The sequence below is a fragment of the Streptomyces sp. NPDC059695 genome, from assembly GCF_042733785.1.
In the GTDB taxonomy this organism is placed as follows: domain Bacteria; phylum Actinomycetota; class Actinomycetes; order Streptomycetales; family Streptomycetaceae; genus Streptomyces.
The window spans coordinates 421,730-447,711 of the sequence record NZ_JBHWFF010000001.1 but is presented as its reverse complement, the minus strand read 5'-3'; the positions used below and the strand labels follow the sequence as shown (position 1 = coordinate 447,711).

Here is a 25,982-nt window from a genome sequence, read left to right as displayed (position 1 = left end):
CGGCCTGAGATGATCGGAGGCGTGACCGTCTCGCCGCACCCCGCTCCCCTCCCGGAGCCCGCGCCCCCCGCCGGTCCGCTCGTCACCGAGCGGCTGGTGCTGCGGGCCGTCCGGAGCGCCGACCTGCCCGCCGTGACGAGGCTGTGGACCGATCCGGAGGTGCGCCGCCACCTGGGCGGCCCCGTGATCGACTCGGTCGTCCGGATCCGGCAGCGGAGGATCGTCGGGGCACCCGGTTTCCACGCGGTGGTCCGGGCCGAGGACGGTGTCCTGCTCGGACTCGTCACGGTGGAGGCGGGCGGCCGGGGCGGAGAGACGGAGGTCTCGTACCAGTTCCTGCCCGAGCACTGGGGGCACGGCTACGCGCGCGAGGCGGTCGCCGCGGCCGTGGCGCGGGCCCTGGAGACCACGCCGAGCGTCGTGGCGGTCACCCAGGAGGCGAACCACAGGTCCCGCCGGCTCCTGGAGGCCGTCGGCCTGGAGCACGCCGAGTCCTTCGTCGAGTGGGACGCCCGCCAGGTCCTCTACCGCCGGTCCCGATGACGGCCCGCCGCATCCCGGACCCCCCTGCCGAGGAGCTCTGCCCCATGTCCTTCCTGGTGATCGGCGAGTGCGTCGCCGACATCGTGCGCGGCGCCGACGGCGCCGAGCGGATCCACCCGGGCGGCAGCCCCGCCAACGTCGCCCTCGGCCTCGGCCGACTGGGGCGGGACGTCACCCTGCTCACCCAGCTCGCCGACGACCCCACCGGGCGGCTGATCGCCGACCACCTGAAGGGCGCGGGCGTACGGGTCGAGATCGGCGGCGCACCCGTCCGCACCCCGTCGGCGGTCGTCGGGCTCGACGCGCACGGGCACGCCGCGTACACCTTCGACATCGCCTGGACGCTGGAGACCGACGGGCTCCCGGGGCAGGAGCGGCCCGGTCACGTGCACATCGGCTCCATCGCGGCCGTCACCGCCCCCGGCGCGGCCGCCGTCGTCGCCGAGGTCGAGCGGCTCCGCGGCGGCGCCACGGTCAGCTACGACCCCAATGTGCGGCCCGCGCTGATGGGGGAGCGCGGCGAGGCCGTCGCCCGCGTCGAGCGCTGCGTCGCACTGAGCGACCTGGTGAAGGCGAGCGACGAGGACCTGGCCTGGCTGTACCCCGGCGAGGAGCCGGAGGCGGTCGCCGCCCGCTGGCTGGCGCTCGGCCCGGCCGTCGTCCTGGTCACCCGGGGCGCGGCCGGCTCGCTCGCCCTCACCGGGCGGGGCACGGTCGTCGCCGGGGCCCCGAAGGTTTCCGTCGTCGACACGGTCGGCGCGGGCGACTCCTTCATGTCCGCCGTTCTCGACGCCCTCGCCGGGCGGGGGCGGGAGGCCCTCCTCGCGCTCGGCGCCGAGGACCTCGCGAGGCTGCTGGCGCGGGCCGGCGCGGCGGCGGCCGTCACCGTCTCCCGGGCCGGCGCCCAGCCGCCCGACCGGGCCGAACTGGACGCGGCCGGGGAGCGGTTCGCCCTCAGGTACGGGCGTGTGTCGTGATGTCCGACGCGAACTGGTCGATCATCTCCGGCGTGACCGTCGGCCGGCACTCGGCGATGGCCTCCAGGTAGTCCGCCGTGCTCGCGCCGGGCGCCGGGGCGTCGCCGCCGCGCCCCCCGACGGCGAGCAGGTCCCGCTCGAAGGAGGACTGAGCGGCGATCCGGGCCGCGTGCTCGATGTCGGCGGGGGTGAACAGCTCGCTCGCGAGCACCAGTTCGTCGATGTCGACGTCCGTGCGCCCGTCGGTGTAGCGGGCCCAGATCGCCGCCCGCGCCGCCTTGTCCGGCGTACCGATGGGGATCAGGTAGTCGAAGCGGCCGGGGCGGAGGAACGCCGGGTCGAGGGAGCGGATCGAGTTGGTGGCGCAGACGAGCAGCCGTTCGTCCCGCTCCCGGAAGCCCGGGATGAGCTTGAGGAGCTCGTTCGTCACGCCGTGCATGCCGCCGGGCTGGGCGGGCTCGGAGCGGACCGGGGCGATCTCCTCGACCTCGTCGATGAAGACCAGCACCCGCTCCAGCTCGGCGATCCGGGCGAACGCGGACCGCAGGGCGGCGGCGAGGTTGCCCTCGTCGGCGAGCCGCGAGGGCAGGATCTCCACGAAGGGCCAGCCGAGACGTGAGGCGATGCCCCGAGCGAACGTGGTCTTGCCGGTGCCGGGCGGGCCGAACAGACACACCGCGCGCGGCGGCCGCACCCCGTGCCGGGTGGCCCGCTCCGGCTCGGCCAGGGGCAGCACCACCCGGCGCTCGATCAGGTCCTTCTCCCGCTCCATGCCCGCGACCTTCGCCCACAGGTCGCCGGGGAGCAGCCGGCCGCCCAGGTCGTCGAGGAGCCCGGCGGCGGGGCCGTGCAGCGGTTCCACCTTCTCGAAGTACGCGACGGCCGGCTGGCGGGTGTACCCGGCGTTCAGCAGTCCCTCGCCGAGGAGCTCCTCCTCCGGCAGGACGTAGGCGATGCGTCCGACGCGGGCCGCGACGAGCCGTCGCTCCAGCTCCACGAGCAGGGCGCTGGCGAGGCCGCGGCCCCGCCACGCCGAGGAGATCGCGATCCGCATGACCCAGGCCCGCTCGCCGGAGACGCACGCGAGCGCCGCCCCGATGGGGACGCCCTGGTGCACGGCGACCACGGCCGGCTGGCGGGTGGTGAGGGCGCCGATGCACTCGGCGAGCGAGAAGACGGACTCCTGCCCGAGCTCGGCGGTGGTGTCGATCAGATGGACGACGGCGGCGAGATCGCTCTCGCGGTAGTCGTGGATGTGCCAGTTCACCGGTGGTTCCGCCCCTCGTTCGTGCCGTTGCGGCGAGGCTAGGCGGGGCGGTGGGAGCCGGTCGTGCGCCATCGCGCACAAGGCGGTGCGGTCAAACGCTCCGCGGCGGCTCTATGCAGAGGCGCCCGTACGCGCGAGACCCCCGGAACGGGAGGTCCGGGGGCTCGGGCTTCGGCGCGGAGGGAGAGCGCCGTCAGTAGGCCGGGGCGGCCTTCGGGTTCGGGCCGTGCGCGTTCTGCTGCTGCTCGCCCTCGCCGGCGCAGAAGACGATCAGGACGATCACCCCGGCCACCGGGATGAGGGCGAGCAGAGCCCACCAGCCCGAACGTCCGGTGTCGTGCAGGCGGCGGATCAGCACGCCCACGTACGGCAGGAGGACGGCGAGCCCGTAGAGGGACGACAGCAGCCTGAAGCCGATCACCTCGTCCACCAGGGTCAGGACGGTCAGGATGATCGCGTTGAACAGGACGAACATCCAGAATTCCTTGCGGCGCGCTCTGCCGTCGAACACCGCGTACTTCTTGAGAACGTCGACGTACCAGTTCACCTGGGCCCCCCGGGGAATGGGTGTGGGAGCGGAAGCTCTCTCTGTGGAGCAAGGTCTGCGCAGAACCCGGGTGGCTGAAACCACATCGGTCAATTCGTTACCGGGAGATTGCCGTTGACCAGAGGTGCGCGTGAACGGCGACACCTCCGGTGGGGGAGGTGCCGCCGTTCAAGGAGAGGACCGACGACGGTCCGGGGGATCAGAGCGTCACGTCGTCCGCCGCTTGGTCATGAGCAGTCCGCCGGCCGTGAGGGAGAACAGGCAGACACACGCACCGGTGATCACGTTGCTGAGGATCATTCCCGTGTCGGGGTTCCGGGTGACCACCCACGGCGCCACGATCAGCCACGCGCCCAGGAGCAGGACGACGAAGTTCAGGTCCTGCGACCTCTCGGGGACCATCGACATGCACAGGCCCAGCAGGGCGAGGGAGATGCCGACGATCAGGTTGGTGAGGGCGAGCTCCGGCCGGGCGGCCGCGAAGTGGACCGTCCACGCCGAGATCGCGGCCCACACACCGGCGAGGATCACGAGCTCCTCGACGGCCGCGACCCCTCGGGTCTGGAGCATGCGGGCATATCGGTCCCGCATTTCCGGTGCGTCCGGGTGTCCCGCGATATCACCGTGGCGATGAGAGACGTCGGCCATGTGACTCGCCTCCTTCTGGCGTCATGCATGTCAGGCCGCAGTGCGGCAGTCACGCCGCTGCTTCATTGTGCGCTTATCTGGCCTTTATGTGTAGGTCTGCCCGGTACGTGATGCGCACAGAATCGAGACCGTTCCTGTGCAGGGATCCACCAAAGGGCGATTTCTCTTCGGCGAAAATTCGATGCAAAGGTGGACCGTGCCTCGTATCGATATGCGGGGCTCCCCGTGGCGCGTGGCCGGTGATGCCCCGGCGTAGCCTGGAAGAGGACTCGGGGAAACGGGCCTATTCCACCGCCGGGAGTGCATGATGGCCGGCATCGTACGAAAGAGCTTCGACTCGGCTGACGAGACGCGCCCCTTCGAGGGCGACAAGGGCAGGCTCGACCTGCTCATCGGTGACGGCGGCTCGGTGGGCCGCGCCGTCTTCGAGCCGGGCTGGAAGTGGTCCCAGCACGTCAAGCCCCTCGCGGGCACCGACAGCTGTCAGGCCTCGCACGTCGGGTACGTGATCAGCGGCCGTATGAAGGTCGTCATGGACGACGGGGAGACGGCCGAGTTCGGCGAGGGCGACTACATGGAGGTCAAGCCGGGCCACGACGCCTGGGTGGTCGGCGACGAGGCCTGCGTGGCCCTCGACTGGACGGGCTTCGGGAACTACGCCCTGCCGCAGTCGTCCTGACTCACCCGACCACGGCCCACCGCCCCGGGCGCGGGAGCGGCACGGCGCCCGGGGCGGACAGGGGTCACACCGCCGCGGGCTCCGGCGCCGTCGAGTCGCCGGACGCGATGCCGAACGCCGGGTCCGGCACCGACTCGGGCGCCAGCAGCACTGAGGAGCGGCCGTCCACACCCACCGGGACGTCACCGTCGATGGTCACCCGGCGCAGCTTGCGCTCGTGGTCGTCGGAGTCGTCGACGCCGTAGTGCTGGGTGGCCCGGTTGTCCCAGATGGCGACGTCGCCGACCTGCCACTGCCAGCGCACGGTGTTCTCCGGGCGCTCGATGTGGCCCTGGAAGAGGTTCAGCAGGGCGCGGGAGTCGGTGCCCGTCAGGCCGCTGATCCGCTGGACGAAGTTGCCCAGGAGGAGGGTCCGCTCGCCGGTCTCCGGGTGGACCCGTACGACCGGGTGCTCGGTGAGGAACTTCGTCGAGGCGAAGACCTCCCGGAAGCGCAGCAGCTGCTCCGGCAGCGCCCCGGGGCGCAGGGCCGCGTAGTCGTAGTCGTTGGAGTGGACCGCCCGCAGGCCGTCGGCGAGCGCGCGCAGCGGCTCAGGCAGGTTCTCGTACGCCGTCGCCGTGTTGGCCCACAGGGTGTTGCCGCCGTAGGGCGGGATGACGACCGCGCGCAGGACGGAGAACGCGGGGTAGGCCGGAACGAAGGTCACGTCGCTGTGCCACTGGTTGGCCCGGCCGCCGTAGTCGGAGTCGATCGGGAACGAGTAACGGCCGTCGGCCGAGGGCACGGTGGGGTGGGCCACGGGCGTCCCGAGGAGCCGGCCGAAGGCCTCGTGGGCCTCCTCGTCCAGGTGGTCCTGGTCCCGGAAGAAGACGACCTTGTGCGCCAGGAGCGCGGCCCGGATCTCGGCGACGGTCTCGGCGGGGAGGTCGCCGCCGAGGCGGACGCCGGAGATGACGGCGCCGAGACGGCCGCCGACCTTCTGGACGGTGACGGGGGTGGTCGCGGTCGACATGACGGATCCTTTCGGAGGTCCGGGGAGGCCCGGAGCAATTAATCTCGGAGCGGAAGCAATGCGGTGACGAGGAGCCCGCGCGGCGGTTCGAGCCGGAGCCCGGCGCCGGGCGAGCCCCGCGCCGGCCCGGCGCACGGGACGGCGGGACGGCGCGGGAAGGACGTGCGGGAGAAGGGGTGTACGGGAGAGGTGACGTACAGGGATGGGTGTACGCGAGGAGGTGGCGTACACGGGAGGCGGCGGGTCCGGCGGACCGGCCACGCGCCGGAGTCGCGAGGGGTCAGGCGCCGCGGACGGCGGGACAGGAGGAGATCGCGAACATGTCCCGGAGACTCGCAGCGGCCGCCGCCGCGCGTCAAGCGACCGTCCCCGCCCCGAACCGCCGCCCGTGATGGTTGAATCGGCGCCTGCCCGGCCTTGCCGGGCCGATCCGTCGCACCTCGCGGAACCGCCGTTGACCAGCGGCGACACTCCGTCGCCCGCCGGTCCGGGCCGACCTCGGCGGCGGGTCCGGCGGGCCCGCCGCCCACGGCCCGGGGATTTCACACCGCCGCAACAGTGGCCACGCCGCGCCGGCGGCAGGACCGCACCGGTGACCGCACCGCACCGGCGACCGCCGCCGTACCCGTGATCAGAGAGGCACCCATGACGACCACCACCCCGCACGCTTCCCGCAGGGCGGGCGACGGACGGCGCGAGGCCAACGCCGCCACCGTGCTCAGGACCGTCCTCGACCACGGCCCGGTCGCCCGCGGCGCCGTCGCCCGGCTCTCCGGGCTCAGTCCCGCCGCCGTCTCGCGCCAGGCCACCGACCTCACCCGGCTCGGCCTCCTGCGCGAGCTGCCCGAACTCGCCGGGGGCGGGGGAGTGGGGCGGCCCCAGATTCCCGTCGACCTCCACGTGGGAGCCTCCGGAGGGCCCGTCGCAGGCGGCGTCCATCTGGGCGTCCCCGGCTCGACGTTCGCGCTCGTCGACCTGCGCGGACAGGTGCTCGCGCGCCACACCCACCCCCACGACGGCATCCCGCCCGACGCCCTGCCCGGCGTCGTCGCCCGCGCCCTGCGCGACTTCCTCGACGCCCACACGCGGGGGCGCCCCCTGCTCGGCGTGGGCGCCGCGGTCGGCGGCTGGGTGGACCCCGCCGAGGGGGTGGTCGTCCGGCACGACGCCCTGGGCTGGCGCCGCCGTCCGCTCGCGGCCGAACTCGCCCGAGGCCTCGGCGGGCGCGTCGTGCGCCTGGACAACCACGCCCGCTCCATCGCCCAGTCGGAGATCCTCTTCGGGCGGCCCGCCGCCCGCCGCAGCCTGGTCCACCTCTTCGTCGGCAACGTCGTCGACGCGGCCGTCGGCCTCGCGGGCGTCGTCCACCAGGGGCCCGGCGCGGCGGCCGGGGACGTGGCCCACCTTCCGGTGCCCGACTCCACCGTGCCCTGCCCGTGCGGGCGTTCCGGCTGCCTGGAGGCCACCGCCTCGAACACGGCGCTCGGAGCCACCGCCGTGCGCCGGGGCATCGTGCCCGAGCCCGACACCTCCCTCGTGGTGGACGCGGCGGCGGCCGGGGACCGCCGCGCCGACCGGCTGCTGCGCGAACGGGCCCGCGCGGTCGGACGCGCCGTCGCGCTCCTCCTGGACGTCCTCAACCCCGATCTCGTCGTCGTGACCGAGCAGTCCAGCGTCCTCGAACCGGACTATCTGGAGGAGATCCGCGGCGCCGCGATCGACCTCTCGCATGTCTGCGACGACCCCGAACGCATCGTCAGTCCACATGCCGGACCGGCCACACTCCCCGTCGCGGCCGGTACGGTGCTCCTGAATTCCCTGTTCAGAAGGCCTCTTGAGACGGCAGCCGAGCTGTTGACCGCGCCGTCCGCCGGCTGATCTTGTCTCGGAATGCGGTCAACGCCGGTTGACCGCTCCGCGAAGCCGCTGTCATATTGCTCCCGTGAATCCGGACATGCGCCTCATCTCCCGCAGGCACGTCGACCTCTGTCGACAGGCCAGCGCGGTCTGTGCCGTCCGCGCCTGACTCCGGCGCCGGTCGCCGCACCGGCCTCCTCGGTCCCGCCCCGGCACCGCCGCACGCGGGCCGCTCGCCGTACCCGCGCCGAGTCGTCCGTACGGACCCTCCTCCGCGACGGACCGCCGCGTCTCCGCGTGCCTCCGGCGTACCCGCGTAGCTCTCCCCGTACCGCTCCACGCACCTCCGCGCCTCCCGCGGGCGGTACGGGCCTCCCTCCGTGCCCTCTTCCTCCCGCCCCGCGCCCTCTTCCTTCCGCAGTGGAACGAATCCGTGCACCCTGCGGCCTCACACCTTCTTCCCCAGGCAGGCATCGATGACCGAGCTGTCCCCCTCCACGCCCACCGCCCTCACCCGGCGCACCACCCTGCGCGCCGCGGGCGGCGGCACCCTGCTGCTCGGGCTCGGCCTCGCGGGCTGCCGTTCGGCGGTCTCCGCGACCGAGGCACCGGCCGGCAATGCGGCTGCGGAGCCCCGGCGCGGCGGCACCCTCACCGTCGCCATCAACTCGGACTTCACGCCGAGCCTGCTCTTCGCCCAGAGCGGCCAGTCGCTCCAGCACCGGCTGATCTACAACACCCTGACCCGCTACGACGACCGCCTGACGCCGCAGCCCGAGCTCGCCACCTCCTGGGAGTACGCGAAGGACGGCCGCAGCATCACCCTCAGGCTCCGCACCGGCGTCACCTACCACGACGGCCGGCCCTTCACCGCCGACGACGTGATCTTCGCGGTGAAGAACCTTCAGAACCCCCTGCGTGCCGCCCAGTTGAGAGCGACGGCGGCCGCCGTCACCGGATTCGACAAGCGCGGCGACCACGAGCTGGTCCTCAGGCTCGCCCACCCGGTGAACAACCTGTTCGACCTCTTCGAGTTCATGATCCTCACCGACCGGAACAGCGTCGAGGACGCCGTCACCGGCAAGAGGCTCATCGGCACCGGCCCCTTCCGGCTGACCGGGTGGAGCCCCGGAGCGGGCCTCTCCTTCACCCACAACGAGACGTACTGGCAGCCCGGCCGCCCCTACCTGGACGCCGTCGAGTTCCGCGTGGTGCCCCAGGCCGACGCCCTGCTCTCCTCCCTCCGCACCGGCCAGTCCCAGCTGTCCTACAGCGTCCCCGGCAGGAACCTCGCGGTCGTCGCCGCCCAGCCCGACCTCGCCATCAGCGAGTACACCACCGGAGGCGGCGCCTACTACCTGGGCGTCAACACCACCGTCGCGCCGCTCGACGACAAGACCGTCCGCCAGGCCCTCGCCTGGGGCATCGACCGCGAGCGCATCCTCAAGCAGGTCCTCGGCGGCTACGGACTCGCCTCCGCCACCCCCTGGCCCAAGTCCTCGCCCGCCTTCACCGAGAGCGGCCGCACCCACTACACGTACGACCCCGGCAAGGCCCGCGAACTCCTCAGGTCCGCCGGCCACTCCCGGCTCGACCTGCCGCTCCTCCACATCAACCTGCCCGGCGACACCGCCGTGGCCGAGGCGATCCAGTACGACCTCCGGCAGGTCGGCGTCCGGACCACCCTCCAGCCCACCGACCCGGCCACCGCCCAGAAGAACCTCATCTCCCAGAAGATGCCCGGACTGTGGACCATGAGCCACGGCTTCGCACAGGTCCAGCCCTCCACCCTGGCCGTCAGCGCCTACCCCTTCAACGAGGCCAAGAACACCTCGAAGTTCCGCTCGGCCGCCTACACCAAGGTCGTCCGCGAGGCCTGGACCACTCCCGGGACCGGCGCCCGCGCCAACGCCCTGCGGCAGCAGATCACCGACACGCTCCTCGACGAGTCGTTCATCATCGACCTCGTCATCCGCGGCTCCGTCCAGGTCGCCGCGGAGCGGCTGCACGGCGTCACCCTCAACAAGTTCGCCTACCTCAACCTCGACGACGCCTACCTGGCGGGCTGAGATGCGCGGCTACCTCCTGCGCAGGCTCCCCTCCGCGCTCCTCGTCCTCCTCGCCGCCTCCTTCCTCGCCTTCGCCGTCCTCCGCCTGGTCCCCGGCGACCCCGCCGCGGTCCTCGCGGGCCCCGACGCGAGCCCCGAGACCGAGGCCGCCATCCGTGCCGGGCTCGGCCTCGACGCACCGCTGCCCGTCCAGTACGGGCGGTGGATCGGCGCTCTCCTCACGGGTGACCTCGGACCGTCCTACGCGATCGGCGGCCAGACCGCCGACCTCATCGGCGACGGACTCGGCGCCACCACCGAACTCACCCTCGGAGCGCTGCTGTTCGTCGTCGTCCTCGGCGGCGCCTTCGGCATCCTCGGCGCGACCGCCCGCAACCGCTGGATCCTCGGCACCGTCCGCGTCCTCACCACCGGCGCCCTCGCCGTCCCCCCGTTCGTCACCGGCGTCCTCCTCGTCCTCCTCTTCTCCGTCCTCCTCGGCGTGCTGCCCCCGGGCGGCCGCGTCCCCCTCCTCGCCGCACCCGACCTCGGCGTGCAGTACCTGCTGCTGCCCTCGCTCTGCCTCGCCCTGCCCAGCGCCGCCGTCCTCGGCCGCTACCTCAAGGACGGCATCGAACGCGCCCTCACCGAGGACTACGTCCGCACCGCCACCGCCGCCGGAATCGCCCCCCGCCGCCTCCTGTGGCGGCACGCCCTCCCGAACGCCCTCCCGCCCGTCGTCACCCTCCTCGGCATGCAGACCGGACACCTCCTCGGAGGCGCCGTCCTCGTCGAGGCGATCTTCGCCTGGCCCGGCCTCGGACAGCTCGCCGAACAGGCCCTGGTCCGCCGCGACTACCCGGTCGTCCAGGACCTGCTGCTCCTCCTCGTCACCGTCTTCGTCCTCGTCCAGCTCCTCACCGACCTCGTCCACGCCCGGCTCGACCCCCGCATCAGGTGGGAGTGACCGCCATGACCACGCTCACGCAGCACGCCGGCCCGGAACCCGCCCGCGCGAAGCGCACGCCGCCCGGCGCGCGACGGCCCCGCCACGCCTACCGTGCCGCCCTCGCCACCGCCCGGGGCCGCACCGGTCTCGCCCTCGTCGGCGCCGTCGTCCTCGCGGGGCTCCTCGCCCCGCTCCTCACCGGACACGGCCCCACCGACCAGAGCGGCCTGTCCCTCGCCGCGCCCGGCACCCCCGGCCACCCGCTCGGCACCGACGACCTCGGCCGCGACCTCCTCGCCCGCCTCCTGTACGGCATCCGGGCCGACCTCGGCATCATCGCCGCCGCCGTCCCCCTCGGAGCCGCCCTCGGCTGCCTCCTCGCCCTGGCCGCCGCCGCGCACCCGGTCCTGGACACCGTCGTCCAGCGGACCTTCGACCTGATCCTCGCCTTCCCCGGGCTGATCCTCGCCCTCGCCGTCACCGCGATCCTCGGCCCGGGCCGGCTGCCCGTGATCCTCGTGATCGCCCTGGCCGAGATCCCCGTCTTCGGGCGGCTCCTGCGCACCGGCATCCTCGTGCAGCGGGGCCGCGAGTACGTGACGGCGGCCCGCGTCGGAGGCACCTCCGGCGGCCGGATCCTCACCCGGCACATCCTGCCCAACGCCGCCGACCCGCTCGTCGTCCAGATCGCCGTCTCCCTCACCGTCGCCGTCTTCGTCGAAGGCGCCATGAGCTTCCTCGGCGTCGGCGTCCGGCCCCCCGAGCCCACCCTCGGGGCCGTCCTCAGCCAGTCCATGCCCTACCTCGCCCAGGCCCCGCACTTCGCCGCCGGACCGCTCGTGACCGTGACCGCGCTCGTCCTCGGCCTCTCCCTGACCGCCGAGGCACTGAACCGGGAGATACGCCGATGACCGCCCCACCGCTCCTCGAAGTCCAGGACCTGGACGTGGAGTTCACCACCCCCGACGGCGGCACCCTGCGCGCCGTGCGGGACGTGTCCTTCACGCTCCGGCGGGGCGAGACCCTCGCCGTCGTGGGGGAGTCCGGCTCCGGGAAGTCCACCACCGCCCTCGCCCTGCTCCGGATGCTCCCCGGCACCGGCCGGATCACCGGCGGCTCCGTGCGCCTCGACGGCGAGGACCTCGCCACGGCCGGCGAGGAGCGGCTGCGGGCCGTACGCGGCGCCCGGATCGGCATGGTCTTCCAGGACCCGATGACCGCCCTCAACCCCGTCCTCACCGTCGGCCGTCACCTCGACGAGGTGCTCCGCGCCCACCGGGGCGGGAAGAGCGCGGCCCGGGACAAGGCCTCCCGCCGGGCCCGTTCCGTCGAACTCCTGCGCCTCGTCGGCATCCCCGACGCCGAACGCCGGCTCGACGACCACCCCCACCGGTTCTCCGGCGGACAGCGCCAGCGGATCCTCATCGCGATGGCCCTCGCCGGCGAACCCGACGTCCTCCTCGCCGACGAACCGACCACCGCCCTCGACTCCACCGTCCAGGAGCAGATCCTCACCCTCCTCGGCGACCTCACCCGCACCACCGGCACCGCGCTCGTCCTCATCACCCACAACATGGGCGTCGTCGCCCGCGCCTGCGCACGCGTCCTCGTCATGTACGGCGGCACCGTCGTCGAGGACGGCCCCACCGCCGAGGTCCTCACCCGGCCGCGCCACCCCTACACCGCCGGTCTCCTCGCCGCCGTGCCCCGGCTCTCCGCCCCCTCCGGCACACGCCTCACCGGCATCCCCGGCACCCCGCCCGACCTCGGCCTCCCGCTCGCCGGGTGCGCCTTCGCCGCCCGCTGCGCCCTCGCCGAGGACCGCTGCCACACCGCCGTGCCCCCGCTGACCACCGTCACCGGAACCGTGCGAGCCGCCTGCCACCCCGCCGCCGAACGCGACGAACCGCTGCCCCCGCCCCCGCCGCCCGTCAGGATCGACCGGCCCGCGCCCGGCGCCGTCGTCCTCCGCGCCGACGGGCTCACCAAGACGTACAGGAGCCGGGGCCGCCGCTCCTTCACCGCCCTCGACGGCGTCTCCCTCACCCTCGCGGCGGGAGAGACCCTCGGCATCGTCGGCGAGTCGGGCTCCGGCAAGTCCACCCTGGCCCGGGTCCTCGCCCACGCCCACCCCGCCGACGGCGGCCGCGTCCTCCTCGACGGCCGGGACGTCACCCGCCCCGGCCGCGCCGAGCTGCGCGCCGTACGCCGCCGCGTCCAGATGGTCTTCCAGGACCCCTACGCCTCCCTCAACCCCCGCATGACCGCCGGCGAGATCGTCGCCGAACCGCTGCACGCCTTCGGGATCGGCGCCCCCGCGGAGCGCGCCGACCGCGTCGCCGCACTCCTCCGCCTCGTCGGCCTCGACCCGGCCGCCGCCGACCGGCACCCGCGCTCCTTCTCCGGCGGCCAGCGCCAGCGCATCGGCATCGCCCGCGCCCTCGCCCCCGAACCGGCCGTCCTGATCTGCGACGAACCCGTCTCGGCCCTCGACGTCTCCGTCCAGGCCCAGATCGTCGGCCTGCTCACCGACCTCCAGCGCGACCTGGGCCTCGCCCTCGTCTTCATCGCCCACGACCTGGCCGTCGTCCGCCAGGTCAGCCACCGCATCGCCGTCATGCACGGCGGCCGGATCGTGGAGACCGGCGGCGCCGACGAGCTGTGCGAGCGCCCCCGCGACCCGTACACCCGGGCGCTGCTCGCCGCCGCGCCCGAACCCGTACCCGTGCGTCCCGCGCCCGAGGCGGTGTCCGCGTGAGCGCCTGCTGCACCCCGGGCCGCACCTGCGCGGGCTCCGCCGGACACCCGGCCGGCGCGCAGCCGCTCCCCCTGCCGACGGTACGGACCGCCCCGCCGGCCCACCCCATGGTGGAGCTGCCGGGCGGCACCTTCCGCCGGGGCGACGCGTTCGGCGAGGGCTACCGCGACGACCACGAGGGACCCGTGCGGGAGGTCAGCGTCGCCCCCTTCGCGATCGACGCCACCGCCGTCACCAACGCGCGGTACGCCGCGTTCGTCGAGGCCACCGGTCACCGCACCGACGCCGAACGCTTCGGCTCCTCCTTCGTCTTCCACCTCCTGCTCCACGCGGCCGCCGAGCAGCACGTCCTCGGCCGCGTCCCGCAGGCCCCCTGGTGGCTCGGCGTCTCCGGGGCCGCCTGGCACAGCCCCGAGGGCCCCGGCTCCGGCCTCGAAGGCCGCGCCGACCACCCCGTCGTCCACATCTCCCACGACGACGCCCTCGCCTACTGCGCCTGGGCCGGTCTCCGGCTGCCCACCGAGACCGAATGGGAGTACGCGGCCCGTGGCGGCCTCGAAGGCGCCCGCTACCCCTGGGGCGACGAGCTCACCCCCGGCGGCGAGGAACGCTGCAACACCTGGACCGGCGACTTCCCGCACCGTTCCGACCGGCCCGGCGGACGCGTCGGCACCGTCCCCGTCACGGCGTACGAACCCAACGGGTACGGCCTGTACAACACCTCCGGCAACGTCTGGGAGTGGTGCGCCGACGCCTGGGACCCGGACGGCCGCGAGCGCGTCATCCGCGGCGGCTCGTACCTCTGCCACGCCTCGTACTGCAACCGCTACCGGGTGGCCGCCCGCTCCCACAACACCCCCGACTCCTCGACCGGCCACGGCGGCTTCCGCTGCGCCCGCTCCCTCCCCCCGGAAGGACCCACCCCGGAATGAGCACCGCCCCGCGACGCGACCCCTACGAGGGCTTCGCCGGCCGCGTCGGCCGCACCTTCGCCGAGTCCGAACCCGCCTGGCCCACCCGCACCACCCCGCCCGCCACGGCGCCCAACATCGTCGTCGTCCTCGTCGACGACATGGGATTCAGCGACATCGGCCCCTTCGGCTCCGAGATCCCCACCCCGGTCCTCGACGGCCTGGCGGAAGGCGGGGTGCGGTTCAGCAACTACCACACCATGCCGCTCTGCTCGCCGGCCCGCGCCGCCCTCCTGACCGGCCTCAACCCGCACCGCGTCGGCTACGCCATGGTCGCCAACTCCGACCCCGGCTTCCCCGGCTACGGCATGGAGGTCGCCGAGGACATCCCCACCCTCGCCGAACTGCTCCACGACGCCGGCTACGCCACCTACGCCGTCGGCAAGTGGCACCTGGTCCGCGACTCCGCGTCCAACGCCGCCGACCACCGCGGCAACTGGCCGCTCCAGAAGGGCTTCGACCAGTACTACGGCGTCCTGGAGGGCCTCACCAGCCTCTTCCACCCGCACCAGCTCGTCCGGGACAACAGCCCGCTCGACATCGACGAGTTCCCCGACGACTACTACTACACGGACGACATCACCGACCAGGCGATCTCCATGGTGAAGTCGCTGCGCGCCCACGACCCCGACAAGCCCTTCTTCCTCTACCTCGCGCACAACGCCGTCCACGGCCCCCTCCAGGCCAAGGCCGAGGACATCGCCCGCCACCGCGGCCGCTACGACGAGGGCTGGGACGCCCTGCGCGAGCGCCGCTTCGCCGCGCAGCTCGCCGCCGGACTCTTCCCGCCCGGCACCCGGCTGCCCGAGCGCAACAGCGAGGCCGGGCTCGACGTCCCCGCCTGGGACTCCCTGACGGCCGACCAACAGCGGCTCTACGCGCGCTACATGGAGGTGTACGCCGCCCTCGTCGACAACATCGACCAGAACCTCGGCCGGCTCACCGACACCCTCGCCGCCCTCGGCGAACTCGACAACACCGTCATCGTCTTCACCTCCGACAACGGCGGCACGGGAGAAGGCGGACTCGAAGGAACCCGCTCCTACTTCAGCCGCTTCGTCCACCACCCCCGCCTCCCCGGCGACTGGGACCCCGACGTCGACCGCGACCCCGAGCTCATCGGGGGCCCGCGCAGCCTCGTCCACTACCCCCGGGGCTGGGGCATGGCCTCCAACACCCCGTTCCGCCTCTACAAGGGCCACACCTACGCGGGCGGCGTCCGCGTCCCCTTCGTCCTGTCCTGGCCCGACGGCGCGCGGGACGGCCGGCTCACCGCGGGGCACCGCGCCCAGTACCAGTACGTCACCGACATCACGCCCACCCTGCTCGAACTCGCCGGCCTCACCCGCCCCGGGACCCGCGGGGGCGTCCCGCTCCAGGAACCCGACGGCACCAGCTTCACCGCCGTCCTCGCCGACCCCGCCCACGGCTCCACCCACCCCGAGCAGTACTGCGAGACGACCGGCAACCGGAGCCACTACCGCGACGGCCACAAGCTCGTCACGCTGCACCGGCCCGGGACCCCCTACGACGACTCCGAATGGGCGCTGTACGACATCAGGACCGACCCCACCGAGACCGACGACCTCGCCGCCGGGAACCCGGGCCTCGTCAAGGAGCTCTCGGCCGCCTGGGAGCGGGCCGCCTGGCGCAACGGCGTCTTCCCGCTCCCCGACCACAGCGGTGCCCTCGCCCGCCGCAACCCCGCCGAGGAGCGCTACTCCCGCCCCCTCACCCTGCTCCCCGGCACCCCGGAACTGGAGCGCTACCGCTCCTCCCGGCTCGTCGCGCTGCGCTCCTTCGAGATCGACGTGTCCGTCGAGGAGAGCGGCGACGGCGTGCTGGTCTCCCACGGCGACCAGGGCGGCGGCTACAGCCTGTACGTCGAGGACGGGCGGCTGGCCTTCGCGTACAACGAGTACGGCGACCTCCACGAGACCGACGCCGGTCCCCTCGCCCCGGGCCCCCACGAGATCCTGCTCGCCGCGACGGCGGAGGAGGGCCTGCGCTGGCGGTTCACCGTGACCGTCGACGGCGAGCACCGGGCCGCGCCGGACAGCGTCCACCAGCTCATCGGGATGGCGCCCTTCCAGGGCATCAGCGTGGGCGTCGACCGGAAGTCCCCGGTGTCCTGGCCCCTCTGGGAACGCCACCGCTCCTTCCGCTTCACCGGCCGCCTCCGCTCGGTCACCTACCGCCCCGGCGCCCCCGGCCCCGACGCTCCGGAAGCGGTCGCGGCGGCGCTGGAGGAGGCGGCAGCGGCCTTCGAGTGACCCCACGGACCGGGTACGGCGCCCGACGGCCCCCGGGGCCTGCGCTCCGGACCGGGTCCTGTCCGAAGGGTCTGGGGCCCGCTCCTCGGGCCAGGCCCTATCCGAAGGCGTCGGTGACGCAGTCGGCGGCGCACCGCCCGTGCTCGAAGCGGCGGCGGAGCGCCGCCGCCGCGTGCCGCCGCTCCACCCCGGCGTAGCCGTACCGCTCCTCGGTCGTCCGCCGCACGGCCTCGACGGTGACGATCGCCGGCTCGCCCTCGCCGGCGGAGCCGCGTGCCGCCGCGATCACGTGGTCGGCCGCGCGCTGGAGGTCCCTGGCGTACGCGCGCTGGGCGACGGAGCGGGCTCGTGAGGCGGCGAAGGGCCGGACCGCGCGGCCCTTCCAGACCACTCCGGCGAGCACGAGTCCCAGGCCGAGCAGGGCGACGAGCGCCCCGACCGCGGCATCGAGGTCCCACCTCATGGCCTGCCGCCTTCCCCCGGGACCCGCGGGTCCTGCACGAGCCTCCGAGTCTAGGGGCCGGGGCCCCGCCGCCGTGACGGTTGACACGTGTAAGTGAGCGGTGACAGGCTCTTTCTCCGGCCCCCCGTGCCCGCGCAGAAGGAGCAGCACCCCATGAGTACCGTCGTCACCACCGCCCGAGGACCCGTGCGCGGCGAGCGCCGTGCGGACGGCAGCCTGCGCTTCCTGGGCATTCCGTACGCGCAGCCGCCGGTGGGGGATCTGCGGTTCGCCGCTCCCGTGCCGCCGGAGGCGTGGCCGGATCCGCTGGACGCGACGGCGTACGGGCCGACGGCCCAGCGCCGGCCGTTCGCGGAGGTCACGACGATCCCCGAGCCGTCGATCCCGGGCGCCGGGGTGCTGAACCTGAACGTGTTCACCCCGGACACCGCTCCGGGCGCCGGTCTGCCGGTCCTCGTGTGGATCCACGGCGGCGGGTACGTGGCGGGGTCGGCGGCGAGCCCGTGGTACGACGGGGCCGCGTTCAACCGGGACGGGGTCGTCCTGGTCTCGGTCGGCTACCGCCTGGGGATCGAGGGGTTCCTGCACGTGGAGGGCGCCCCGGACAACCGCGGTGTACGGGACTGGATCGCCGCCCTGGAGTGGGTGCGGGACAACATCGCGGCCTTCGGCGGCGACCCGGCGAAGGTCACGATCGCGGGCCAGTCGGCGGGCGGCGGCGCCGTGCAGACGCTGCTGGCGGTGCCGTCGGCGAGGGGACTCTTCCGGGGCGCGCTCTCGGTCTCCGGCGCCGTCCTGCGGCCCGACGGGCCCGAGGTCGCCCGCGCCGCGGCCCGCCTCCTCACCTCCCGCACCGGCGTCCCGGCCACCGTCGACGCGCTGCGCGACCTCACCGACGACGAACTCCTCGACCTCCAGGACCGCATGGCCGCACCGGGACCCGACCGCGAGGGCCTGCCGCCGATGCTGGCCCTCGCCCCCTTCGCCGACGGCGAGCTCATCCCGGCGCCCGTCCTGGGCGCCCTGACGACGGGGGACGCGGGCGCCGACGTCCCGCTGATGCTCGGCTTCACCGAGGACGAGTTCTCGATGTTCCCGGCGCCCGGCCCCGACGGCCCGCCGCTGCCCGTCCTCCTCGGCGGGCTCGGCCTGGACCCGGCCAGGGCCGAGGCCTTCGCCGAGACGTACGCGGCGGCCGGCGAGGAGCGGTACTTCGGCCAGGCGCTGACCGACACCGTCTTCCGCGCCCCGAACCTCGCCGTCGCGGACGCCCGCGCCGCTCTCGGCCGCCCCACCTGGTTCTACGAGTTCCGCTGGCGGTCGCCGGCGCTCGGCCTCGCCTTCCACTGCCTCGACCTGCCCTTCGCCTTCGACCTCCTCGACGCCGAGGGCGTGACGGCCGTCGCCGGGGCCGAGCCGCCGCGGGCGCTCGCCGACGCGATGCACCGGGCGTGGGTCGCCTTCGTCACCGACCAGGACCCGGGCGCCGACTGGCCGCGCTACACCTCCGACGAACGCGCCACGAAGATCTGGGACGCCGACTCCGCGGTCGCCGCGGACCCCGTGCGCCGGGTCCGCGAGCTCTGGCTCGACTGACCTCCGCGGTCCGGGAGTTCTGGCTGGACCGAGCTTCCCGGATCCGCGAGCCCTGGCCCGACCGAGCAGGCAGGCCGCCCCGCGACAGGCTCCCGGGGCGGCCTGCCGGGCGCCGTGTCACACGTTCTTCATGTGCTGTGCATGGTTCCCCGGGGCGGGTGCGCCGATGATCGACGGACGTCCGACGGCCCCACCGGGGGCCGTGGCCCGGACGTCGCACGTCCCCGCGCCCGTCGCCACCGAGGAGCCCCGACATGTCCAGCCGCCGCACCTTCCTCGCCGGGTCGGCCGCCACGCTCGGCCTCGGGGCCCTGCCCGCGACCGGCGCCGTGCAGGCCGCGGCGGCGCCGCTCGTACCGGAGGACACCACCCGCCCGCCCAACCTGGTCGTCGTGCTCGCCGACGACCTCGGGTACGGGGAGCTCGGCGCGTACGGCCAGAAGCTCATCACCACCCCGCGCATCGACGGACTCGCCGCCGAGGGGCTGCGGTTCACCGACGCCTACTCGACGGCCGCCGTGTGCGCCCCCTCGCGCTGCTCGCTCCTCACCGGACTGCACACCGGCCACGCGACCGTGCGCGCCAACCCGTCCGGGGCGCAGGGCTCCCTCACCGCCGCCGACACCACCTTCGCCCAGGTGCTCAGGGCGCGCGGCTACCGCACCGGCGTCATCGGCAAGTGGGGCTTCGGACCGGAGAGCGCCGGCCAGGACAGCCACCCCAACGCCCGCGGCTTCGAGGAGTTCCACGGGTACATCGACCACGGCCACGCCCACGAGTACTACCCGGCGTACCTCTGGCACAACGGCGTCAAGGAGCCGATCCCCGCCAACGCGGGCGGCGCCAAGGGCGCGTACGCGCCGGACCTGCTGCGGCAGCGGGCCCTCGACTTCCTCGACCGGCACGCGGCCGAACCCTTCCTTCTGCTGCTCACCCCCACCGTGCCGCACGCCCCCAGCGACATCCCCGACACCGGCGCCTACGCGTCCCGGAGCTGGAGCGCCGCGAACAAGGGGCACGCCGCCCAGGTCAGCCTCTTCGACGCCCTCGTCGGCGACGTCGTCGACCGGATCCGCGCCCTCGGCCTGGCGGACGACACCGTCGTCCTCGTCACCAGCGACAACGGCCCCCACGAGGAGGGCGGGGTGAACCCCGACCTGTTCGAGGCCAACGGACCGCTGCGCGGGTACAAGCGCAACCTGTACGAGGGAGGAATCCGCGTCCCCCTCCTCGCCTGGGGTCCCGGCCGGGTCGTGCCGGGCACGAGCGACCGGCCGACCCCGCTCACCGACCTCCTCCCCACCCTCGCCGAACTCGGCGGCGCACCCGCCCCCTCCGACGTGGACGGGCTGTCCGCCGCGCCCCTGCTCACCGGCGGGGGAGCGGTCGCCGCCCGCCACGACCACCTGTACTGGTTCCGGGACGAGCGGGGCGTCACGTCCCGCGCCGACGCCCAGGACCGGCAGCGCTCCACCTGGCTCGCCGAGGCGCTCCGCAAGGACCGCTGGAAGGCGGTCAGGTTCGCGCCCGTCCGCGACCACGCCCTGCCCGACGACCAGTGGCAGGTCGAGCTGTACGACCTGGCGACCGACCTCGGCGAGACCTCCGACCTCGCCGCCCGCCACCCCGCCCGGGTCGCCGAGCTGGTGGCCCTGATGCGCTCCTCCTGGCGGGACACCTACCCGCGGGCCTCCTTCGGGGCCGGTCTGACGGTGCCGTCGCTCGCCGTGCCGGGGCAGCCGTTCACCGCCACCGCCACCCTCTCCAACGGCGCCGCCAGAGCGTGGAGTTCCGCGACGCTCGCCCTGCGGGCCCCCGCGGGCTGGACCGTACAAGCGACCACGGCCACCGGAGCCGGGCAGCTCGCGCCCGGCGCGCGGCTCACCGCCGCCTGGCAGGTCACCCCGCCCGCCGGCGCGCCCGCGGCCACCCCGTGGACGCTGACCGCCGAGGGCACCGCCCTCGCGCCCGGCGGCCCGGTGCGGTACGCCGCCGACGGCACGGTCACCACCCCGCCCCCGGCGCCCGTCCGGGACAGCTACCTCTCCGACCTGCCCTGGATCAGCGCCGTCAACGGCTGGGGCCCCGTCGAACGCGACACCTCGAACGGGAAGAACGCGGCCGGCGACGGCACCCCGATCGCCTTCGGCGGCACCACCTACCCCAAGGGGCTCGGCGTCCACGCGTACAGCGACGTCGCCTTCCACCTCGGCGGCGCGGGGAACCGGTTCACCGCCCTCGTGGGCATCGACGACTTCTCGGCCCGCCAGAGCTCCCTCGGCGCCACCCGCGCCACGGTCTACGGCGACGACCGCGTCCTCCTCGCCACCCCCACCCTGACCGCCGCCGGCGGTCCCGTCCCGGTGGACGTCGACGTGCGCGGCGTGCGCGTCCTGCGCCTGGAGGTCACGGACGCCAACGCCAGGACGTCCTTCGACCACACCTCCTGGGCCCTGGCCCGCGTCACGGTCGGGTAGCCCCTCACCGACGGGGAGCCGGCCCCCTCCACCGCCGCGCGATACGGTGCCGGGATGTCTCGATCAGCCGAAACCGGATCGGCGCGGGCTCCCGTCACCGCGGACGACGTCGACCTCGCCGTGCGGCTCGCCGCGGGCGTCCTCCGGGACGCACCCGCGGACGGGTGGGGCGCCAGGGCCGGTTCGCTGGAGTGGGACTGCTGGGAGACCGCCGAGCACCTCGCCAACGACCTGTTCTACTACGCCGTGCAGCTGGGCCCGCAGAACCCGCCACTGGACACCCATGTGCCCTTCGCGCTGACCCGGAAGCGGCCCCAGGCGCCCGTGGTCTTCGCCCACGCGGAGCGCGACGCGGGTCCGGCCGGCCTGGTGCAGGTCCTGGAGGCGTGCGGCGCGCTGCTGGTCGCCATGATCCGTACGACATCGCCCCGGGTCCGCGCCCACCACGCCGCCGGGGTGTCGGACCCCGAAGGGTTCGCGGCGCTGGGGCTGCAGGAGACGCTGGTGCACACGCACGATCTGGCGGAAGGACTCGGACTCGCCTGGACCCCGCCCGCCGCTCTCTGCTCGCGGGTCCTCGCCCGTCTGTTCCCGAAGGCTCCGGGCGGCACGGATCCCTGGCCCACCCTGCTGTGGGCCACCGGCCGCGCCGCACTGCCGGGGCACCCTCGCCTCACCACGTGGCGCTCGGACAGCACGCCGCGGCCCTAGGAGCGTCCTGGGCCGCGGCGGGGCCGATCCGGCCTGATCCGGAAGAAAAGGCCTAGTCGCCGGTCGTGCCGTCGAGCAGCTCGCGCAGGATGTCCAGGTGGCCGTTGTGGCGGGCCGTCTCCTCGGTGAGGTGGAGGAGGATCCAGCGCAGGTCGACGTGCAGGCCGTCGCGGACCGGCCGCGCGGCCTTGTCGTCCAGTCCGCGGGCGGCGACCAGCTCGCGGTGCCGGGCGCTCTCTCCGGCGTACTCGGCGAGCAGCTGGGGGAGCGGGAAGTCGACGGCGACGCGCATCTCGCGGTCGGGGTCCTCGTCGGTCCAGGGCCCCAGGTCCTCCTCGCCGAGGAAGACCACCCGGAACCAGTAGTACTCGACCCAGCGGAGGTGGTTGATCAGGCCGCTCAGGGTCATCAGCGGTGAGCCCGGCAGCAGCGCCTTGCGGGCGTTCTCCGCGGAGACGCCCTCGCACTTGGCGAGGGCGGTGCCACGGGCGTAGTCGAGGAAGGTGGTGAGCTGGGTGCGCTCGTCCCACGCGGACGGTGTGTCGTCGATTCTGGTCATCGCGCGAAGCGTCCCTGATCACCACGGCCGGTGTCGAGGCAATTAAGCCACCGGGTGCTTCAGGAGCCGTGCGGACCGAGGAGGGTGAGCAGCTGTTGGCTGGCCTGGAACGCGCTGCCGGCCGTCAGGAGGAACCGGTGGATGCGGCCCATCGCCGCCTCGCGGGCTTCGGTGTCCCCGGCGGCGAGAGCCGCATCCAGGTTTCCGGCGTTGCTCACGGCGGTGTCCGCCTCCGCCTGCGTGGCCCGGGCGGCGTCCTCGCGCAGCCGTTGCGCCAGCTCCTTGTAGAGGTTCCGGACCTCGTCCTGACGGGTCTGGTGCGTCGAGGCGGTGCTCCCGCCGACGGCCACGGTGGCGGTGTTGTCGCCCTGTTCGGTGGTCTGGTTGACGCTGATGTGCGGGGCGGTGGCCTTGCGGCCGAAATTCGCCATGTTCTCCCTCACGCCGTCGGGTGTCGCCCGGTACAGGGGCGAGCTGTAGGGGTGGTCGGGGGTCACGAACTGCTGGGCCAGTCCGAGAGCGGCGAGCCGGCCCATGAGCAGGAAGACGTCACCCCGGTTCCAGCCGCGCCCTGCGAAGTAACCCTCCATGTCGACGAAGACGCCCGGGACGCTGTTGCTCAGGGTGCACATCTCGTCCAGGGCTTCGAGGGCCAGCGCGGTCTGGGAATCCAGGGCGATCGTGGGGCGTGGCAGTGCCGCTCGGTAGTCCTCCTCACGGCGGCCGCGTGCTGCCGCGACACGGAACCTGCTCCGCGAGACCGCAACGCCGGCGAACACCGCACCGCCGAGGAGGACGAAGGGCAGCAGAGTGAGGAGATTCACGGAGAAGGCCTTCCGTCGCGGGACGCGGTGCGCGGGGCGTGGAGACGGATGGTAGGGACCGCCCCGGGCGTGAACAAGGGTGCGATTCAGCCGCCGAGTCCGGGACGGCGCGGCCACATCCCCGGCGGGAGACGGATCCGCGGGGGCGGGTGGCCGGTTCCCCGGACGGTGCGGAGCGGTGGCCTCGCCGTCGACGCGGGCGGGGCACGTGACGGCACGACACCCCCTAGCATCGGTGCAGCCCCGCACCCGCCACGGACGGATCGGAAACCCGGATGCTCAAGGACTTCGCCGGCCTCTCCACGCCGCTCGTCGCCGATGCCTGCGTACGGCTCGGGGTGCCGCTGCGGGCCGCGCCCGCCGGGATCCTGCCCGTCGTCGCCGGGCAGCGGGTCGCCGGGCGCGTGCTGCCCGCCCGTCACTACGGAAGCGTCGACGTCTTCCTGGAGGCCTTCACGCACGCCGCGCCCGGTGACGTGCTCGTCGTCGACAACGCGGGCCGCCGCGACGAGGCCTGCGTCGGTGACCTCGCCGTCCTGGAGGCGCGGGCGGCGGGCGTCGGCGGAGTCGTCGTCTGGGGGCTCCACCGGGACACCCCGGACCTGGTCGAGATCGGCCTGCCCGTCTTCTCGTACGGACGGCACGCGCCCGGCCCCGTGCGCGTCGACGAGCGGGACGGGGACGCGCTGACCGCCGCGCGGTGCGGCGACCACCGGGTGACCGCCGCCGACGTCGTGTTCGGCGACGACGACGGCGTGGTCTTCGTGGCCGCCGACCGCGCGGACGCCGTCCTGGAGACCGCGCGGGCGCTCTTCCGCACCGAGCGGGAGCAGGCCCGCCGGATCACGGCGGGGGAGACCCTCCGCGCCCAGACCCGCTTCGACGCGTACCTCGCGGCCCGGGCCGAGGACCCCTCGTACACCTTCCGACGCCACCTGCGCACGATCGGCGGCGCGATCGAGGAGTGACCGGGACGCCCGCCGGGCGGTCAGCCCTCGAAGCCGACCGTGCCGTCCGGCAGGATCGCCTCCACGCGCGCGCCGTGCTCCACGGTCCGGCTGACCGTGCAGAACTTCTCGTGCGTCAGGCGCACCCCCCGGGCGAACACCTCCGCCGCCTTGGGGTTGTTGTCGGGCAGGTCGAACTCGTAGCTCACCCGGATCCGGCCCACCCGGCCGTCGTCCTCCGGCCCCGACACCGACTCCACCACGATCCGCAGGTCGTCGTGGTCCACGGCCCGGGCCGTCCGGTCGACGACGAGCCCGCCGCAGCCGCCCATCGCCGCGAGCAGCAACTCGACCGGGGTGAACGACGGCTGCGCGTCCGCGTCGTCGGCGGCGGCCATCCGGACCTCCGCGCCACGGTCGTTGCGGGCGGTCCAGTTCCGGTACCCGGTGCGGACGGTCTCGATCCGGTAGTCGGCCATGGCGGCGAAGCTCCTTCGTTCACGTGCGTGTCCCCGTACCGTACGCGCCGGGTCCCCGTCTCAGACGCCGCGCACGCCCGCGCGGGCGCGGACGACCGCGCCCCAGGCCTCGGACACCGCTCCCCAGACGGCACGGAGTTCCGGCTCCGCCGCCCGTACCGACGCCACCGCCTCCCCGGCGTCCACCCCCGCCGTCCGCAGCTGCCCGGCGTCGCCGGCCGCCCAGTCCGCGACCGTGTCCGCGCCCGCCTCCGGATGGAACTGCACCGCCCAGCCGGAGGACCCCACGCGGAACGCCTGGTACGGGCAGTCGTCGCCGCCCAGCAGCGGAACGGCGCCGGCCGGCAGGCGGTCCACCTCGTCCCAGTGCCACTGCGCCGCGGGGGCGCCCTCCGGCACCCCGCCGAGCACCGGGTCGCCCGCGGCGGCCGGCAGCCTGCGCAGCGGTACGGCGCCGACCTCGGGCCCCTGGGCCCGCCGTGCCACCGAACCGCCCAGGGCGTGGGCGACGATCTGGCCGCCCAGGCATATCCCGAGCAGCGGCACCTCCCCGGCCACGGCCTCGCGGGCGAGCGTGCGGACCCGGGGCAGCCAGGGCGCGGCCCCGTCCTCCTCGCAGTTGACGGACCCGCCGAGGACGAGGAGCCCCGCGTGGCCGCCCAGGGTCTCCGGGAGCGGCTCGCCCTCCCAGGCGCGCCGCACGTCGAGACGGAGCCCGGCCCGTGCGAGGTGCTCGCCGACCAGGCCGGGGCCCGCGTCCTCCTCGTGCTGCACCACGAGGACGGCGGGCGCGCCGCCTCCCGCCGTACCGGTCCCGTTCGTCTCCGTCGTCACGGCCGCCCCGCCCTTCCATCCCGCCCCGGGAACGCCCAGGCGCGTTCGCACCCCCCGAGGATCTCCGAAGGAGGCCCGCCGCGGGACCCCCCCGGGAACCGGTGCGTGATCACATCTGAGTAGCGCGCGTCGGAGGTCTGAGTACGCCGACCGATACGGCCGCCGCCGTCCGCCGGTGGACTGGGGCCATGACCTTCGACGCCCGGCGCACCCGCCGCCTCCAGCACGTCACCGCCACCGGCACGGCCCTCGCGGTGGCCCTCGGCCCGCTGGTCCTCGGCGCCCTGATCGCGAGGTCGGTCGGCGGGGACCCGATGGTCTCCGTCAACGCCATGATCGCGGGCGGCGGCCAGCGCGCCCGGATCTCCCGCGCGCAGCTCCGCTCGGGAGCCCGGCTGCGCCCCGGCGGCCGGCCGCGGAGCCGCGGCCACGACCGTCCGCGGGGGAGACGTCCGCGCCGGAAGTCCCCCGCGAACGGCTCCCGTACGCCCCGCACATGAGCGATGATCGTCGCCACTGGGAGTACCCGGGAGTAACACCCCGGGTCCATGGCGAAAGGCACA

25 protein-coding genes are annotated in these 25,982 nt (G+C 74.4%); 16 read left to right on the top strand and 9 right to left on the bottom strand.

Annotated features, from left to right (window positions below; genetic code table 11):
* Positions 1-21 precede the first annotated feature (21 nt).
* Positions 22-543: a GNAT family N-acetyltransferase gene (locus ACFV2S_RS01960; RefSeq protein WP_385553310.1), complete on the top strand. Its 522-nt coding sequence runs from the start codon at positions 22-24 to the stop codon at positions 541-543.
* Positions 544-587: 44 nt separating this feature from the next.
* Positions 588-1,520: a PfkB family carbohydrate kinase gene (locus ACFV2S_RS01955; protein WP_385553309.1), complete on the top strand. Its 933-nt coding sequence runs from the start codon at positions 588-590 to the stop codon at positions 1,518-1,520.
* On the opposite strand, the gene ACFV2S_RS01950 is transcribed toward ACFV2S_RS01955, so the two are convergent.
* The 3 genes from ACFV2S_RS01950 to ACFV2S_RS01940 form a co-directional block, all read right to left on the bottom strand.
* Complete coding sequence (locus ACFV2S_RS01950) at positions 1,498-2,787, bottom strand: ATP-binding protein (RefSeq protein ID WP_385553307.1); 1,290 nt, start codon at positions 2,785-2,787, stop codon at positions 1,498-1,500. The genes ACFV2S_RS01955 and ACFV2S_RS01950 overlap by 23 nt on opposite strands.
* 193 nt (positions 2,788-2,980) lie before the next feature.
* Positions 2,981-3,334: a DUF805 domain-containing protein gene (locus ACFV2S_RS01945; RefSeq protein WP_385553305.1), complete on the bottom strand. Its 354-nt coding sequence runs from the start codon at positions 3,332-3,334 to the stop codon at positions 2,981-2,983.
* Positions 3,335-3,541: 207 nt separating this feature from the next.
* Entirely contained in the window at positions 3,542-3,904 is a 363-nt protein-coding gene (locus tag ACFV2S_RS01940; RefSeq protein WP_385553303.1) for an SPW repeat protein, read from the bottom strand.
* A gap of 385 nt (positions 3,905-4,289) precedes the next feature.
* Here ACFV2S_RS01940 and ACFV2S_RS01935 point away from each other — a divergent pair, with 385 nt between their 5' ends.
* Complete coding sequence (locus tag ACFV2S_RS01935; protein WP_385553584.1) at positions 4,290-4,661, top strand: cupin domain-containing protein; 372 nt, start codon at positions 4,290-4,292, stop codon at positions 4,659-4,661.
* A 64-nt stretch (positions 4,662-4,725) separates the two neighbouring features.
* On the opposite strand, the gene ACFV2S_RS01930 is transcribed toward ACFV2S_RS01935, so the two are convergent.
* Positions 4,726-5,673, bottom strand: a complete 948-nt coding sequence (locus ACFV2S_RS01930) for a TauD/TfdA dioxygenase family protein (RefSeq protein WP_385553301.1) — start codon at positions 5,671-5,673, stop codon at positions 4,726-4,728.
* Between the two features lie 645 nt (positions 5,674-6,318).
* On the opposite strand from ACFV2S_RS01930, the gene ACFV2S_RS01925 reads away from it, so the two are divergent.
* The 8 genes from ACFV2S_RS01925 (at position 6,319) to ACFV2S_RS01890 (ending at position 16,529) form a co-directional block, all read left to right on the top strand.
* Positions 6,319-7,551, top strand: coding sequence for an ROK family protein (locus ACFV2S_RS01925; protein WP_385553299.1), 1,233 nt, complete (start codon positions 6,319-6,321; stop codon positions 7,549-7,551).
* Between the two features lie 76 nt (positions 7,552-7,627).
* Positions 7,628-7,699 carry a putative leader peptide gene (locus ACFV2S_RS01920; RefSeq protein ID WP_313896399.1) on the top strand — a complete coding sequence of 24 codons (72 nt, stop codon included), beginning with the start codon at positions 7,628-7,630 and terminating at the stop codon, positions 7,697-7,699.
* A 307-nt stretch (positions 7,700-8,006) separates the two neighbouring features.
* The gene (locus tag ACFV2S_RS01915) at positions 8,007-9,599 is read left to right on the top strand and encodes an ABC transporter substrate-binding protein (RefSeq protein WP_385553297.1); all 1,593 of its coding nucleotides are present in this window, start codon (positions 8,007-8,009) and stop codon (positions 9,597-9,599) included.
* Position 9,600: 1 nt separating this feature from the next.
* Positions 9,601-10,545: an ABC transporter permease gene (locus tag ACFV2S_RS01910; protein WP_385553295.1), complete on the top strand. Its 945-nt coding sequence runs from the start codon at positions 9,601-9,603 to the stop codon at positions 10,543-10,545.
* A 5-nt stretch (positions 10,546-10,550) separates the two neighbouring features.
* Complete coding sequence (locus tag ACFV2S_RS01905; RefSeq protein WP_385553293.1) at positions 10,551-11,438, top strand: ABC transporter permease; 888 nt, start codon at positions 10,551-10,553, stop codon at positions 11,436-11,438.
* Positions 11,435-13,285, top strand: a complete 1,851-nt coding sequence (locus ACFV2S_RS01900; RefSeq protein ID WP_385553291.1) for an ABC transporter ATP-binding protein — start codon at positions 11,435-11,437, stop codon at positions 13,283-13,285. The genes ACFV2S_RS01905 and ACFV2S_RS01900 overlap by 4 nt, the downstream gene beginning before the upstream one ends.
* Before the next feature lie 107 nt (positions 13,286-13,392).
* The gene (locus ACFV2S_RS01895; protein ID WP_385553582.1) at positions 13,393-14,217 is read left to right on the top strand and encodes a formylglycine-generating enzyme family protein; all 825 of its coding nucleotides are present in this window, start codon (positions 13,393-13,395) and stop codon (positions 14,215-14,217) included.
* Positions 14,214-16,529 carry an arylsulfatase gene (locus ACFV2S_RS01890; protein ID WP_385553289.1) on the top strand — a complete coding sequence of 772 codons (2,316 nt, stop codon included), beginning with the start codon at positions 14,214-14,216 and terminating at the stop codon, positions 16,527-16,529. The genes ACFV2S_RS01895 and ACFV2S_RS01890 overlap by 4 nt, the downstream gene beginning before the upstream one ends.
* Positions 16,530-16,626: 97 nt before the next feature.
* Here the strand turns inward: ACFV2S_RS01890 and ACFV2S_RS01885 are convergent, their stop codons facing one another.
* Positions 16,627-16,992: a hypothetical protein gene (locus ACFV2S_RS01885; protein ID WP_385553287.1), complete on the bottom strand. Its 366-nt coding sequence runs from the start codon at positions 16,990-16,992 to the stop codon at positions 16,627-16,629.
* 153 nt (positions 16,993-17,145) lie between these two features.
* Between ACFV2S_RS01885 and ACFV2S_RS01880 the strand changes: the two genes are divergently transcribed.
* The 3 genes from ACFV2S_RS01880 (at position 17,146) to ACFV2S_RS01870 (ending at position 21,776) form a co-directional block, all read left to right on the top strand.
* A complete protein-coding gene (locus tag ACFV2S_RS01880) occupies positions 17,146-18,588 on the top strand; it encodes a carboxylesterase/lipase family protein (protein WP_385553285.1) in 1,443 nt (480 codons plus the stop codon).
* 254 nt (positions 18,589-18,842) lie between these two features.
* Positions 18,843-21,065, top strand: coding sequence for a sulfatase-like hydrolase/transferase (locus ACFV2S_RS01875; RefSeq protein ID WP_385553283.1), 2,223 nt, complete (start codon positions 18,843-18,845; stop codon positions 21,063-21,065).
* A gap of 54 nt (positions 21,066-21,119) precedes the next feature.
* On the top strand, positions 21,120-21,776 hold the full coding sequence (locus tag ACFV2S_RS01870) for a hypothetical protein (RefSeq protein ID WP_385553281.1): 657 nt from the start codon (positions 21,120-21,122) through the stop codon (positions 21,774-21,776).
* Between the two features lie 52 nt (positions 21,777-21,828).
* On the opposite strand, the gene ACFV2S_RS01865 is transcribed toward ACFV2S_RS01870, so the two are convergent.
* The gene (locus ACFV2S_RS01865; protein WP_385553279.1) at positions 21,829-22,335 is read right to left on the bottom strand and encodes a DinB family protein; all 507 of its coding nucleotides are present in this window, start codon (positions 22,333-22,335) and stop codon (positions 21,829-21,831) included.
* Between the two features lie 59 nt (positions 22,336-22,394).
* Entirely contained in the window at positions 22,395-23,159 is a 765-nt protein-coding gene (locus ACFV2S_RS01860) for a hypothetical protein (protein ID WP_385553277.1), read from the bottom strand.
* A 275-nt stretch (positions 23,160-23,434) separates the two neighbouring features.
* Between ACFV2S_RS01860 and ACFV2S_RS01855 the strand changes: the two genes are divergently transcribed.
* Entirely contained in the window at positions 23,435-24,127 is a 693-nt protein-coding gene (locus ACFV2S_RS01855; RefSeq protein WP_385553275.1) for an RraA family protein, read from the top strand.
* A gap of 20 nt (positions 24,128-24,147) precedes the next feature.
* On the opposite strand, the gene ACFV2S_RS01850 is transcribed toward ACFV2S_RS01855, so the two are convergent.
* Together ACFV2S_RS01850 and ACFV2S_RS01845 are read right to left on the bottom strand one after the other, a co-directional pair.
* Entirely contained in the window at positions 24,148-24,585 is a 438-nt protein-coding gene (locus ACFV2S_RS01850) for an OsmC family protein (protein WP_030689015.1), read from the bottom strand.
* Between the two features lie 60 nt (positions 24,586-24,645).
* On the bottom strand, positions 24,646-25,419 hold the full coding sequence (locus tag ACFV2S_RS01845) for a type 1 glutamine amidotransferase (RefSeq protein ID WP_385553273.1): 774 nt from the start codon (positions 25,417-25,419) through the stop codon (positions 24,646-24,648).
* A gap of 188 nt (positions 25,420-25,607) precedes the next feature.
* Between ACFV2S_RS01845 and ACFV2S_RS01840 the strand changes: the two genes are divergently transcribed.
* Entirely contained in the window at positions 25,608-25,919 is a 312-nt protein-coding gene (locus ACFV2S_RS01840) for a hypothetical protein (RefSeq protein ID WP_385553271.1), read from the top strand.
* Positions 25,920-25,982: the final 63 nt, after the last annotated feature.